The sequence below is a fragment of the Cellvibrio sp. BR genome, from assembly GCF_000263355.1.
Lineage (GTDB): Bacteria > Pseudomonadota > Gammaproteobacteria > Pseudomonadales > Cellvibrionaceae > Cellvibrio.
In genome coordinates this window covers 727,938-742,234 of record NZ_JH668201.1, presented here as the reverse complement: position 1 = coordinate 742,234, position 14,297 = coordinate 727,938, and the positions used below count along the sequence as shown (strand labels likewise).

General features: G+C 50.4%; 11 protein-coding genes. 6 read left to right on the top strand and 5 right to left on the bottom strand.

Going from position 1 to position 14,297, the window contains the following annotated elements; translation table 11 throughout:
- Positions 1-163: 163 nt before the first annotated feature.
- A complete protein-coding gene (locus O59_RS08420) occupies positions 164-898 on the top strand; it encodes a VacJ family lipoprotein (RefSeq protein ID WP_040392053.1) in 735 nt (244 codons plus the stop codon).
- A gap of 96 nt (positions 899-994) precedes the next feature.
- On the opposite strand, the gene O59_RS08415 is transcribed toward O59_RS08420, so the two are convergent.
- The 4 genes from O59_RS08415 to O59_RS08400 all read right to left on the bottom strand — a co-directional run bounded on the left by O59_RS08415 (position 995) and on the right by O59_RS08400 (position 5,649).
- A complete protein-coding gene (locus O59_RS08415; protein WP_007641530.1) occupies positions 995-1,303 on the bottom strand; it encodes a PilZ domain-containing protein in 309 nt (102 codons plus the stop codon).
- 164 nt (positions 1,304-1,467) lie between these two features.
- Positions 1,468-1,791 carry a ferredoxin FdxA gene (gene fdxA / locus O59_RS08410; RefSeq protein ID WP_040391760.1) on the bottom strand — a complete coding sequence of 108 codons (324 nt, stop codon included), beginning with the start codon at positions 1,789-1,791 and terminating at the stop codon, positions 1,468-1,470.
- A gap of 182 nt (positions 1,792-1,973) precedes the next feature.
- Complete coding sequence (gene mutS, locus O59_RS08405; protein ID WP_007641528.1) at positions 1,974-4,622, bottom strand: DNA mismatch repair protein MutS; 2,649 nt, start codon at positions 4,620-4,622, stop codon at positions 1,974-1,976.
- A 292-nt stretch (positions 4,623-4,914) separates the two neighbouring features.
- Entirely contained in the window at positions 4,915-5,649 is a 735-nt protein-coding gene (locus O59_RS08400) for an AraC family transcriptional regulator (RefSeq protein ID WP_007641527.1), read from the bottom strand.
- A gap of 109 nt (positions 5,650-5,758) precedes the next feature.
- Between O59_RS08400 and O59_RS08395 the strand changes: the two genes are divergently transcribed.
- From O59_RS08395 to O59_RS08385, 3 genes are read left to right on the top strand one after another with little or no spacing between them, the layout of a single operon-like run.
- The gene (locus O59_RS08395; RefSeq protein WP_007641526.1) at positions 5,759-6,610 is read left to right on the top strand and encodes a sugar phosphate isomerase/epimerase; all 852 of its coding nucleotides are present in this window, start codon (positions 5,759-5,761) and stop codon (positions 6,608-6,610) included.
- A 46-nt stretch (positions 6,611-6,656) separates the two neighbouring features.
- Positions 6,657-7,802 carry a Gfo/Idh/MocA family protein gene (locus O59_RS08390; RefSeq protein ID WP_007641525.1) on the top strand — a complete coding sequence of 382 codons (1,146 nt, stop codon included), beginning with the start codon at positions 6,657-6,659 and terminating at the stop codon, positions 7,800-7,802.
- A gap of 35 nt (positions 7,803-7,837) precedes the next feature.
- The gene (locus O59_RS08385; RefSeq protein WP_007641524.1) at positions 7,838-11,362 is read left to right on the top strand and encodes a PVC-type heme-binding CxxCH protein; all 3,525 of its coding nucleotides are present in this window, start codon (positions 7,838-7,840) and stop codon (positions 11,360-11,362) included.
- A 71-nt stretch (positions 11,363-11,433) separates the two neighbouring features.
- On the opposite strand, the gene O59_RS08380 is transcribed toward O59_RS08385, so the two are convergent.
- Positions 11,434-11,730: a Dabb family protein gene (locus O59_RS08380; protein ID WP_007641522.1), complete on the bottom strand. Its 297-nt coding sequence runs from the start codon at positions 11,728-11,730 to the stop codon at positions 11,434-11,436.
- A gap of 160 nt (positions 11,731-11,890) precedes the next feature.
- On the opposite strand from O59_RS08380, the gene O59_RS08375 reads away from it, so the two are divergent.
- Both O59_RS08375 and O59_RS08370 read left to right on the top strand, forming a co-directional pair.
- Positions 11,891-13,570: a tannase/feruloyl esterase family alpha/beta hydrolase gene (locus O59_RS08375; protein ID WP_007641521.1), complete on the top strand. Its 1,680-nt coding sequence runs from the start codon at positions 11,891-11,893 to the stop codon at positions 13,568-13,570.
- A gap of 203 nt (positions 13,571-13,773) precedes the next feature.
- On the top strand, positions 13,774-14,295 hold the full coding sequence (locus O59_RS08370; protein ID WP_040391758.1) for a sigma-70 family RNA polymerase sigma factor: 522 nt from the start codon (positions 13,774-13,776) through the stop codon (positions 14,293-14,295).
- Positions 14,296-14,297 lie beyond the last annotated feature (2 nt).

The window sequence follows — 14,297 nt, the reverse complement described above, 5'->3', positions numbered from 1 at the left end:
TCAGTAATCGTTGTCCAACAGGTCGGGTGGTAGGTCTTGAGTGTTAATTGAGTTGAGCGCTTTCCGGCGATTCGCTAAAGTGGCGCGCCTCGATAGCAGTTTCCAGCCTGCTTCCCTCCAATTCTGTTTTGACTTTGTCGCTGTGGCGACACTCAGGGATTTTATGACGCCTATCCGTAAACCAATCGCTCTTGTGCTGTTAACACTTTTACCTTCAGCCGTTTGTTATGCGCAGGATGAAAAAAATCCAGACCCTTGGCAGGGGTGGAATCGTGCGGTTTTCAATTTTAATGACCGCGTTGATCGCTGGTTCCTGAAACCGCTGGCTAAAGGGTATAAAGCCGTTACTCCCGATCCGATTGAAGTGGGCGTAAGCAATATATTTTCCAATATAGGTGAGGTACCCAACGTTATTAACGGCGCGCTCCAGGGCGACCTCAAGGGTGCCGGGTATGATACAGGCCGCTTTTTAGTGAATAGCACCTTGGGTCTGGGTGGTTTGCTGGATGTTGCCAAGCATATGAACCTGCCAGCCGATACCCCGGAAGATTTTGGCCAAACCTTGGCCACTTGGGGTGTAGGGCAGGGACCATATTTGGTATTGCCCCTGCTTGGTCCGAGTACAGTGCGCGATACGGCTGGCATGCCCGTCAATTGGTATACCGACCCCACTACTTATATTTCCCACGAGCGCACCGAAATCAGTGTGAAAGCATTGTCGATTCTTGACGCACGCGCTGGCCTGTTGGAGCTTGAAAAAAATATCACCGGAGATCGCTACGTATTTATTCGTGATGTATACCTGCAGCGCCGTGCATATCTTGTTAACAATGGCGAGGTGACGGACGACTTTGGTGATGAGGATTTTAGCGAGGAAGATTTTGAAGGTGATTTCTAGCTATCGCTTTATAACCTGTTGATTCGCAATAAAAAAACGGCTACTTGGTAGCCGTTTTTTTATGGTGTGTATCGAACCCTTATTCAGTGAAGCCGTTCAGGGCAAAATATTAATAATTTCCAACCCCAACAAATGCCCGCCATTGTCTGAGGGCACTGAGCGAACCACTTTGGCATTGGCTTTCAGTGTAGGGTTGTGGCCGTGATCTGAGGAGACTTCTACTTCTACCTGGGTGCCTATTGCGAGCGCCTGTTGTGCTTCCACTTGCAGGCCGCCGCCACTTAAATCCAGACATAGGCCGTCAATAACCTCTGATTCGGCGGCAATTTTAGCGTTTAGTGGAGCACCGATTTTCATCCGGATAAAATCGCGCTTTTCGCTGTAAGCCTTGTCATTGATCCCCATAGCATGTTCCTCGTTATTGGTTACTTCATATTGGACTTGGGTTTTGCTTGGTCTAAAAAGTCAAATTGAGTGTAGCACAGGCGCTTAAATAGCCAGTTTTGCCGGGCGAAAAAAAACCGCGACTGGCGCGGTTTTTTTTTAAGTCGTGTATCAGCAAAAGCCAATTAACGCTCCAGATATTGCAACTTACCGGGGACACCATCCCATTCTTCCGCATCAGCGGGAGAGTCTTTGATCTCGGTGATATTTGGCCATACCTGCGCCAACTCGGCGTTCAACTCCAGGAATACCGCTTGATCTTCCGGCAATTCGTCCTCTGAGAAGATGGCGCCAACTGGGCACTCAGGCTCACACAATGCGCAGTCAATACACTCGTCCGGGTGAATCACCAAAAAATTGGGGCCTTCGTAGAAGCAATCTACCGGGCATACTTCCACACAGTCTGTGTGCTTACATTTAATGCAATTTTCCCCAACTACAAACGTCATAGGAGACTCCCACAGGTAACAGAATTCGATAGTTAACGCGCGCAACAAAATGGCGCTCAAACAAGAGCGCGCATTCTAAACAGCATCCACCGGTTTGGGTAGGCTTTTGCCGGCGAAAATCAGCAGAAAAGCCGCGAAAACAGCGGCAAAAAGCGATAGTTGAGAATGGTTCCTTTTAACAGCTATTTTCCCTTGGCGTAGAGTTCTTTCAGGCGATACAACTGCTCCAGCGCTTCACGCGGGCTGAGGTTATCGGGATTGATTTTATGCAGTGCTGCCAGCGCCGGATTGGGCAATGCATCGAACAGACCTGACTGCAACGGCGACACAAGTGTAGTAACTAAATCATTAGTTTGTTGTACAGCCTCTGCCACTGTAATACTTGGGGCTGCTACCGAAGAAGATGATTTAATCGAATGCGGATGTTCGCCATTCTCCAGCAGATGCAACTGTTGCTGCGCTTCCGCCAATACTTGCGCGGGAATACCTGCAAGTTTTGCCACCTGCAAACCATAACTTTTGCTGGCAGGCCCTTCCTGTACTTTGTGCAGGAACACAATATTGTCTTTGTGCTCGGTTGCATTCAAATGCACGTTGGCGATGCCTGTCACGGTTTCCGGCAGTGTCGTAATTTCAAAATAGTGAGTGGCGAACAAAGTAAACGCGCGCACTTTTTCGGCGAGATGTTTTGCGCAGGCCCACGCAAGCGACAAACCATCGAAGGTGCTCGTGCCGCGCCCGATTTCATCCATCAATACCAAACTGCGCTCGGTAGCGTTATGCAAAATATTCGCAGTCTCCGTCATCTCCACCATAAAGGTTGAGCGGCCACCGGCTAAATCATCCGCTGAACCGATACGGGTAAAGATGCGGTCAACAATACCAATCGTCGCTTTTTGCGCTGGCACAAAGCTGCCAATGTGCGCGAGCAATGTGATCAACGCTGCCTGCCGCATATAGGTGGATTTACCACCCATATTTGGGCCGGTGATGATGAGCATATGGCGCTGTGGATTAAATTCCAGATCGTTCGGCACAAAAGGCGCCGATGTCACTTGCTCAACCACCGGATGGCGCCCGCCAATAATATTAATGCCGGCGCGCAAGGATAATTCCGGCTTGCAAAAACCGAGTGCATCGGCGCGCTCTGCCAGAGTCGCAAGCACATCCAATTCAGCAACGGCCGCAGCGGAATCTTGCAGCGGAACTAATTGCACATTCAAAATATCAATCAGTTCTTCATAAAGTGCTTTTTCACGCGCAAGCGCGCGGCTTTGTGCGGAGAGCGCTTTATCTTCAAATTCTTTTAATTCCGGCGTGATGTAACGCTCGGCATTTTTTAGCGTCTGGCGACGGATGTAATCTGCAGGCGCTTTTTCCGATTGCGCCGTGGTCAACTCAATAAAATAACCGTGCACACGGTTGTAGCCGACTTTTAATGTCGGGATACCCGTGCGCTCGCGTTCACGTGTTTCCAAATCCAATAAATACTGGCCAGCATTCGTGCTGATATTGCGCAGATCATCCAGCTCGGCATCGTAACCTTCGGCGATAACACCGCCATCGCGAATCACCACTGGCGGGTTTTCAATAATCGCGCGCGATAACAACTCTACCAAATCAGGAAAGGTCGAAATTTGCTGCGCGAGATTTTTTAATTGCGATGAATTTTTATGAGCTAACTCATTCTGTAATTCAGGATAGGTGCCAATCGACATCAACAAGCGCGATAAATCGCGCGGGCGCGCTGAGCGCAATGCAAGGCGACCGAGAATGCGCTCCATATCACCGACACGTTTTAAAATGCCATTAAAAATTTCAAACGCATAATTGTGTTGCAGCTCGGCGATCGCATCTTGTCGGCCGACCAATAAATCCAGATCGCGCAGCGGGCGATTTAACCAGCGGCGCAGCAAGCGGCTTCCCATACTGGTTGCAGCGCGATTCAACACCGAAAATAATGTATGTTCATCGCCACCGGTTAAATTAATATCCAATTCCAAATTGCGGCGTGTCGCTGCATCCATAATTACCGCTTCATCGCGGTTTTCATGGGCGAGGCTCCGTACATGGGGCAGGGCGGTACGTTGGGTTTCACGCGCATAACTTAATAAGCAGCCAGCGGCGCAAAGCGCGGTTGTTAAATGATCGCAACCAAAACCCGCTAAATCTTTGGTAGAGAATTGTTGGATCAACAACCGCTCGGCGGTTTCCAAATCAAATTCCCAGGGGCCGCGGCGGCGCAAGCCTTTGCGATTCTCCACCAATGCCGGTGTGGTGATGTGATCGCTAATCAATAATTCGGCAGGGCTCAAGCGCTGTAATTCTCCGAGCGCCGATTCCAAGCCTTCCACTTCCAATACCAGAAAGCGGCCACTGGCCATATCCAGTGAGGCGATCCCAAACGTCTCGCCGGATTGATGCAATGCCACCAATAAATTATCGCGGCGCGAATCCAGCAACGCTTCATCGCTCACGGTACCCGGCGTCACAATGCGCATCACCTTGCGCTCAACCGGCCCTTTGCTGGTGGCCGGATCGCCAATTTGTTCGCACACGGCGACGGAAATTCCTTCTTTCACCAATTTGGCGAGATAGCCATCAGCGGAATGAAACGGAATGCCCGCCATGGGAATCGGCTCGCCATTGGACTTGCCGCGCGCGGTGAGGGTGATGTCCAAAATTTGGGATGCGCGCTTTGCATCATCAAAAAACAGCTCGTAAAAATCCCCCATGCGATAAAACACTATCTCGTCTTTATGCTGGGCTTTGATGCGCAAGTACTGCTGCATCATCGGTGTGTGCTGATCTGTTGGCTCTATTGCATTCATTGTGTAAATGTCTTTTAAGTAATTGATTTATATATAAATAATTCTATTGTTGGCGGGCTGCAAGGTACTGGTTTCGCTGCGCTGATGACTTGGCCCAAATAAGAGTTGGGCATTATCCCACAGTCTGGTGCTTGGCGGCGCCCCTCGATTTTCAATGTTATGTCATGATTTTGAGCCGGCTCAAACCCAGAAATAATCTGGATTAGAGGGAAAGTTTTACACTTGGGGCTGTTACGTGCTCTGCAAAATACTTCCGCAAATAACAGAGTGGGTTATGCAGAGATCGATGTGATCACCCAGTAGTGCGGTAACGCTTGCGATACACCAACGGCGTCATTCCCAAAATACGTTTGAAGTGGTGAATGAAATTGCTGTGATCGTAAAAGCCACAGTCGATGGCGATATCGGCAATAGGTTCGATGGTGTATTTCAGGCGATCGCTGGCAATTAGCACGCGCAAGCGAATTAAATATTGCGAAGGGCTGATGCGAAAGGTGTCGGCGAAACGACGTTCAAGTTGGCGTTCGGAAAAACCAAATTGTTTGGCAATATCGGGGACGCTCAAATGCTCCGCATAATGTGAGCGAATATATTGAACCACTTGAAATAGCGGATTTTGTGAGTGGTCCAACATTCGCTCATAACTTTGCACTATGCCGCAAAGTCCATGAATTTTTCCGCTGCGCTCAAAGAGCGGAAGTTTTTGCGTAATAAACCATTCCGGCAGTCCTTCGCGGGTCGGAAACAGTTCAATTAAATTTAGTAAAGATGTGCCATTTTTTAGTAAAAGTTCGTCATCGCGGCGAAATTTCTCTGCCATGTAGAGCGGAAAAAGCTCCTCATCACGTTTACCAAAAAGCTCATCCGGCGAGCGGCAACCACAGCGTTCCGCAAACGCCTGATTACCAGTCATGATGCGGCCTTCGCAGTCTTTCACAAAATACATCACGTTGGGCATGTAGTCGAAAAGCTCTGCTGGCGAGTGTCGTGGATCTAGCTGGGTTAGCCAATCATCAAAAGGGTTCATGTCGGAATCGTACAATTTTATTACGGTAGGGTACAAGCGCCAGCGGGAGCGGGCAGGCTAGCATGGCGCCACATCATAATAATTGTTGAAGCAGGAGTTCGTTGATCCCATGAAATTTGGCGCTAGTACCTGGCTGTGGACTTCTCCCTTTACCGACCAGCAAATCACACTGCTCGAAAAAATTGCTGCGCTGGGGTTCGATTTTGTCGAGCTGCCAGTGGAGGACCCAAGCCACTTCTCGGTAGAAAAACTAAAGCCGGTCTTAACGGACTTGGGCCTAACGGCGGTGATTTGCGCCGCCGTTACCAAAGAGCGTGACCTGAGTGCAGAGAGCCTCGCCTCGCGCAAACAGGCGTTTCATTACTTTGAGTCTTGTCTTGTGCTAGCAGAAGGGCTGGGGTCGCCTTGTGTGGTGGGCCCGCTGTACGCGCCGGTCGCTAAAGCGCGCCTGGCAACGGAATCCCTGCGCTCTGCGGAGTGGGATAGATCCGTCGCGAGCCTTGCACAATTGGCGCAAACCGCCGGCAATTGTGGTGTGCATTTGGGGCTGGAGCCGCTCAACCGCTTTGAAACCGACATGATCAATACCGTTGCGGATGCGCAACGTTTTCTGCAGCAGGCGGACAGCCGCTATCTGGGTATTTCACTGGATAGTTTTCACATGAATATCGAGGAGACTGATTTCCATCGCGCTATCACTCTGGCGGGTGAAAAACTGATTCATTTGCAAGTATCAGACAGCCATCGCGGTGTGCCGGGTGAGGGCAATAGTGACTGGGCCGGGTTGCGCGCAGGGCTGATCGAGATCGGTTATGACGGCACTATCGGCATTGAAAGTTTTTCACCGGATGCCTCCAGTTTGGCAGAGGCGGTGTGTATTTGGCGCCGCTTTGCCAACACTCAGGATGACTTTGCGCGCGATGGCCAGGCGTTTTTGCGCCAGTGGTGGGCAGGCGCTTAACGCTACTTTTAAAAACCTATAACAGGTATCACAGGAGATTCGAACTATGTCTGCGACGTTAACGGCTAAAAAATTGAGAGTTGGTCTTGTCGGGTTGGGGTTTGGGGCGGAATTTATCCCTATTTATCAGGCTCATCCGCAGGCGGAGGTGGTGGCTATTTGCCAGCGCAACCAACAAAAGATGGAGGCTCTGGTACAGCAGTTTGGGATAGCGGCCAAGTGTTATACCAACTACGAAGAGATGCTCGCCGACCCTGATGTCGATGCAGTACACATCAATACCCCCATTGGCGATCATGCGCGCCATACCTTGATGGCATTGGCGGCGGGCAAACACGTTGCCTGCACTGTGCCCATGGCGACTTCGGTGGAAGATTGCGAGCGTATCGTGCAGGCCTCGCGCGATAGCGGCAAGGTGTACATGATGATGGAAACCGTGGTTTACAGCCGCGAATTCCTGTTTGTCAAAGAGCTATATGAGCGGGGGGAACTGGGCAAAATCCAGTTTTTACAAGCCAGTCACCAGCAGGATATGAACGGCTGGCCAAGCTACTGGGAAGGCATGCCGCCCATGCATTACGCCACTCACTGTGTCGGCCCGGTGTTGGGGCTGGAGCGCAAGTTGGCCAAAGCAGTCTCCTGTGTGGGCTCAGGTCGTATCCGCGATGAGTTGGCGCGAGTGTACGGTTCGCCGTTTGCGGTTGAGTCTTGCCATATCCAGTTGCAGGATTCCGATGTGGCGGCGCAAATCCATCGCTCGCTGTTTGATACCGCGCGCCAGTATCGCGAGAGTTTCAACGTGTATGGATCGCTTAAGTCCTACGAATGGCCGCTGGTCGAGGGCGAAGAGCCGGTCATTCATACCTTGGGTAAACCCGAGCCAGAAATTCCGGCATGGGTAGATGTGCCCGATTACGCCCATTTGTTGCCTGAGTCCATCCGTCACTTTACCGGGCGTGGTGTTTACGACGCCGACAGCAATCAGCACCTGAGCTTTACCCAAGGGGGCGGACACGGTGGTTCACATCCACATTTGGTGCATCAGTTTATTCGCGCAGTATTGGAAGGGCATAACGCTTACCCCAACGCGGTAGAGTCCGCCAATATCAGTTGTGTGGGAATCCTTGCACATGAGTCTGCGCTTGCGGGTGGCACATTAATGACCATGCCTGCATTCACGCTCGTGCAGTAAATCGTGTAATCGCTATTTTTCTGAAAGACATAACTATGAAAACTATAAATAACTACACCATCCAACGACTGTTTACCTTGATTCTGTTGCTTGCCAGCGCCGTATTTCCCCTTAATAGCGCTCTGGCAAACAGCGAAAAAGGCATCATCAACTTACTGTTTATTGGCCATGACAAGCGTGAAGGCTCGGGCTATCACCTGTCGTATTTATATGCTCCCCTGTTGAACCAATCGCTCGGCCGAGAAAAAATTCGCATGGAGTACCATGAGGATTTAAGCCAGCTGACCGCTGAGGGTTTGGCGCAATTTGATGCGGTAATGCTCTACGCCAATTACGATCAAATTACGCCTGCACAAGAGGCCAGCCTGCTGCGCTTTGTGGAGCAGGGCGGTGCCTTTTTGCCCATACACAGCGCCAGCGCCTGTTTCAGCAAATCAGACGCTTACGTGAAGTTGGTGGGTGGTCGTTTCCACAGCCATGGTTTGGAAACCTTCACTACCCGTATTGCGCCGGGGCAAGAAAATCACCCGGTGCTCCGTGGTTACAAAGGCTTTGAAACCAAGGATGAAACCTATGTACACCGGGACCACAACGAGGACGGACGTACCGTATTGATGCTGCGCGACCAGGAGCCCTGGACCTGGGTGCGCGAGCAGGGCAAAGGTCGCGTGTTTTACACCGCTTATGGTCATGACGAAGCGACTTGGGGGCAGTTGGAATTTCACGATCTGCTGATTCGCGGCATTTTGTGGAGCGTAGGCGACGAGAAACGCAAGGCGAATCGTGCGCTCGCCAAATCCCTGCCAACGGCCAAGTATGAGGACAGAGGCACTATTCCCAACTACCGTAAAGTGGCTCCGCCGCCACAATATCAACATCCACTCAAACCGCAGGAAACCATGGCCTTGAGCATGGTTGAAAAGGATTTTGAGCTGCAACAGTTTGTGGCTGAGCCAGATATCGCCAACCCTGTGGCCTTTGCCTGGGATGAGCGCGGCCGTCTGTTTGTGGTGGAATCACTGGATTACCCCAATGAATTACGCGCCGATGGCAAGGGTTCTGATCGCATCAGTATGTGTGAAGACACGGATGGTGATGGTCGCGCTAATCGCTGTTCGGTATTCGCCGATGGTTTGAATATTCCCACGGGCATAGTCGCGGTCAATGGTGGCTTTATCGTTGCCCAGGCGCCGCATTTTCTGTTTTTAAAAGATACCAATGACGATGGCAAAGCCGATGTACGTCAGGTGCTAAACAGTGTCTGGGGCATAGAAGATACCCATGCTGGTCCGTCGAACCTCCGTTACGGTCACGACAATCGTATCTGGGGCGCGGTGGGTTACTCGGGCGGGCGCAGCGAGACCCAAGGTGAGTTTCAAAACATGCTTTATCGCATGGATGTGGATGGCCGCAACATCGAACCTATCGCCCAGCTCAATAACAATACCTGGGGTTTGGGGTTGAGCGAGGATTTTGAAGTGTTTGGTTCCACTGCCAACAATGCACCTGCATGGCATGCGCCGCTGTGGCGGAAATATGTCTATGGTCAGCACGAGCAGCTGGCGCCAGGCATGGCCGCTAAAATCGATAACTTTCCCCAAATTTTCCCAATCACCCACAATTTTTTGCAGGTGGATTCGCACGGTCGTTACACCGCCGGTTCCGGCTTTAACCTTTATACAGCTCGCGCGTTTCCCGAGCGTTTCTGGAACCGCAGTGCGTTTATTGGCGAACCTACCGCCCATTTGTTAGGGCAGTTTTTTCTGGAGGAAAACGGTAGTAGCTACCGCGCGAGCAATCAGGGTTCCCTATTAACCAGCACCGATGAATGGTTGTCACCGGTTTATTCCGATGTAGGGCCGGATGGCCAGCTATGGGTTGCTGACTGGTACAACTTTATTATTCAGCATAATCCTATTCCTACTAAAGAATCTGCCGGTTTTGATGCGGTAGTCGGCAAAGGCAATGCGCACGAAAACCCGCTACGCGACGGCAAACACGGGCGCATTTATCGCCTTGTGGCCAAGGGCGCGCCTGCCTATAAGCCACTGGATTTAAGCAAGGCAGATACCGCCGGGCTGGTTGCAACCCTGGCGAATGACAATTTATTTTGGCGGATGACTGCCCAGCGCAAGTTGGTACAAGAAAAGCGGTTTGATTCAGTGTCTGCGCTGCGCAAAATTTTGTTGGCTGAACCCAAAATCGATGCCATCGGTTTGGATGTGCAATCCATTCATGCTATCTGGACCTTGCAAGGCTTAGGGCAGTTCACCATGGCGGACAAAACAAATGTCGCGGCCATCAAGCGCGCATTGCAACACCCATCACCTGCAACACGCAAAAATGCGGTGAAAGCCTTGTTGGAAAGCGGTTCTCCCGCTGACTTGGTGGCGGCAGCTGCCAGCCTCGATGATGCAGATGCTAAAACCCGACTTTGGGCGCTTATTGCAGTCGCACAACAAAAACCATCCAAAGTGGCGGCGCAAGAATTATTGCGTTTGCGCACGCAGCTGCCATCCGACTCATGGCTGGCACAAGCCTTTACCCTGGCAACCTTGCGCCATGGCGACCATTATTGGGCGGCGCTAAATCGCGCGGATGTTGCTGTCAAAGGCAGTTTTTTCCAACACTTCGCCACACTGGAACAAACGCCGGAATACATGCTTACTCGGAAGATGCTTGCGGGCGAATCGGGCGATCTCACAAAAACCATCGCCAGCTGGCAGCGCCTGCCAGATCAGCGTTTGCCGTTAATGGCCACGGCGTTATTGGAAGTTTGGCGCGACCTGCGCCGGGAGCCAAGTGCATCAGAGCTAAAGGCTTTGCAGGGCTTACTTGATCAGTTTGATAGCGAATCGCAAATGGTATTTAAGCTCCGGGCTTCAGGGCTTGCCCTTAAATACAATAATGTGGATGAGGCGACCTACGCCAAGTACTACGAGCAGTATGCGTTCAAGCCGCAAGTGTGGCAGTGGGCATCACCGGAGAGTGGCGTTGTGCTTTATCGCCAGCATTGCGCCAGTTGTCACGGCGGTGATGCAGGTGGCGATGCTGCATTGGGCGCGCCTGCGCTAGCGGGGCTGGACCACGCCTATGTACAAACGCAATTGCAGAAATTTCTGGTGGGGTTGCGCGGTACGCACTTTAAGGATGTGGATGGTATTTCCATGCGCGCCGCTGTTGATTTCCTCCAGCCGGAGCTAGAGCGTATGCGCAATATTTCGCACCTGTCCCATCATGTAGCGAAGTTGCCCAGCGTGAAACAACCAGCGACGGTCAAAGGTGATATACAGCGCGGGGCCCAGTATTTTGCAACCTGTGTGGCCTGTCATGGAGCTGATGGCAAAGGCAATACTGATCTGGGAGCACCGCGTATTGCGGGGCAGGCGGATTGGTACTTGCTAAAACAATTGCAAAAATATCGAGCGGGAGCGCGCGGTGCAGATCCACGCGATGTTGCTGGTCAACAGATGGCGGCAATTGCCAAAACTCTGGCGGATGAGCAGGCACTGAAAGATGTTGTAGCTTACATCCACTCGCTGGATGCATCTGCTCAATAGTGTGCTTTTGAAGGCTCAAGACAACCACGACATGGCGCGCCTTCCCGGTGCCATGTCGTTGGTGTTGCGGGTTACACCGGATAATCAAATACAATAATATCGTCCAGCAGTGGTACAAATTCCTCCTTTAAAGCTTCGTGCTGCGGGTGCGGTAAATAGCGCGCGCGGGCAGCTTCATCGGCAAATGTCATTAATACTGCATGGGTGAAGTTTTTATTCATTCCTTCAGGGCTATCGTTCAGGCCCCACTCCACATCCACAACACCTTCAATTTTATCTGGCATGGTTTCAAACAGCGTTTTGACGGCAGTTATTTGTGACGATTGTACTGAGGCTTTAAATTTTATTAACAGAATATGTCGAATCATTTATTGCTCCATTGATAGGTGATAAGAAATCTAATTGTGTTTTGTCGCGTGCAATTTTTACATCATTGATTCTACAGGATTGGTTATACTACTTTTCATGGGTATATAAATGAATAATTATATTTTTTGCATTCTTATAAAGTTATAAAGGAAGATCTCCATGCAGCATTCTTTTTGTCATCGCTTTTTTGCTTTTAATCGCAATGCAATCTTAGTCAGTTTATTGTTTGCAACATCTATTTCACCTGCATGGGCCGCACCTGCTACATCTGCAAAAAATTGTACTGCTTTAATGGAGTATAAGTTTCCATCGTCTTTGCACTTGGTTGTGCAGAATGCAACAGTGAATGAAGCAGACGCTTTTTGTCAGCTGAATGGTATTGTCAATTCACGTACTGGTATCGACGGTAAACATTACGGCATTGAATTTGAAATGCGTTTACCTTTGTCGTGGAACGGCCGTTTTGTGTATCAAATGAATGGCGGTAATGACGGCACTGTGGTTCCCGCAGAGGGTGGTTCGGCGCGCGCGCAGGGTTATGCGGTGTTAAGTACCAATGCGGGCCACTCGGGCAACGCTGCAGAAAATCAGCAATATGGTTTGGCGGCGGGTAATCGTTTTGGTTTGGATCCGCAAGCGCGGGATGATTATGGTTACGCCGCAACGGCAACCATGACACCTATTGCCCATCATATTATCAAGGCGTTTTATGGCGCATCGGCTGAGTACACATACCTGGCGGGTTGTTCTAACGGTGGTCGTCATGGCATGGTCGCGGCCAGCCGTTACGGTGATATGTTTGATGGGATTTTAGTGGGCGCCCCCGGGTTTAATTTGCCAAAATCGGCGGTGCAACATGCGTGGGATATACAAAGTACTCAACAAGTTGATCCACAATTACGCAACGCGTTTAGTCGTAGTGATATGAAATTGTTGGCAAATAAAGTCATTGAAATGTGCGATGGTTTGGATGGCATCAAAGACGGTTTAGTCAATAAAGTTCGCCACTGTCAGGATGTTTTTGATATCAATAGCCTGCGCTGTGATAAACAAAAAACGGCCAGCTGTTTGACTGACGTACAAATAAAATCCTTCGCCCGCATGATGAGTGGCCCGAAGAACAGCAAAGGTCAATCGCTTTACAATCATTGGTGGTATGACGCAGGTATCGCGGATGATGATTGGCGTTTTTGGAAATTTGAAAGCCCCATTCCCGCGTGGAATAACCATCCATTAATTGCCACCATGGGCGCGGGCTCACTCGCTTATTTGTTCACGACACCCGCCACCGAAGTGGAAGGTACGCCCGAGAAGTTGCTGCAGTTTTTAAGCGAATTTGATTTTGACCGCGATGCTCCAAAAATTTACGCGACTCACGGCAAATTTAAAAAGTCTGCCATGGAATATATGACCCCGCCCGATGTGGATAATCCACGACTTACAAAATTCTACAAAAACGACGGCAAGCTAATTATTTACCACGGCCAAAGCGACCCGGTATTTACCACGGTGGATATTGTGGAATGGTATGAAAAGCTCAATAAAAATTATGCGGGCCAAGCACAAGATTTTGCACGCTTGTTTGTCGTGCCCGGTATGAACCATTGCAGTGGCGGCCCGGCGACAGATCAGTTTGACGCCTTTGGTGCACTGGTGGCATGGGTGGAAAAAGGTGAGGCACCTGCAACCCTTACCGCCACAGTGAACCCTGAGAATAAATCCCTCCCTGCCGACTGGAGCAAAACCCGTTCAAGGCCGTTATGTCCTTGGCCGAGTGTTGCTATCTACAAAGCAGGTGATATTGAGGTGGCGAGCAGTTTTGCTTGTGAGGTTCACTAAGCTTCAGCTCATTTAGGTGAAGGGTGCTGCTCTGTTCTTTCGGGTGACACCGATCGGCCTCTATTAGTACCTTTCGTTAGATTAGACAAGTAATCCCTGCTAACAGGTGGTTGTTGTCGTCTTGATAATTAATTAAGATGGTAAACAATAATCATTATCAACAATTGCTCTGCTTAATTGTTGGTTAGTATGGGAGAACCTCAGTGCCGCCTGACGCTGTATCAAACCAGCAATTCGATGCATGGTATTCAACGCACAATGACTGGCTGCAAGGGTGGCTTCGGCGCCGTTTGGGCGATCATGCTACGGCGGCCGATCTAGCCCATGACACTTTTCTCCGGGTGTGGGTTAAATCCCAATCCAACAAGCCCCCTGAAGTCAATGAACCACGAGCTTATCTCACTACTATCGCCAAGCGATTGATGATCAATTATTACGAGCGCCAATCGCTCGAGCGGGCGTTTATGGTGACGCTTGAGCAATTACCGGAACCCTTGGTGCCCTCTATTGAAGAGCAGGTTATTGTGTTGGAGACATTGCACGAATTGGATGTGCTGCTAGCCGAGCTTCCATCCAGAGTTCGTTCCGCCTTTCTTATGTCCCAATTGGAAGGGGTCACTTATGAGGAGATTGCTGCCCGTTTACATGTGAACGTGCGTACCGTTACCCGCTATATGGCGCAGGGGTTCCGCCAATGTTTGCGTTTAATGTTAGCCAGTGACTGACC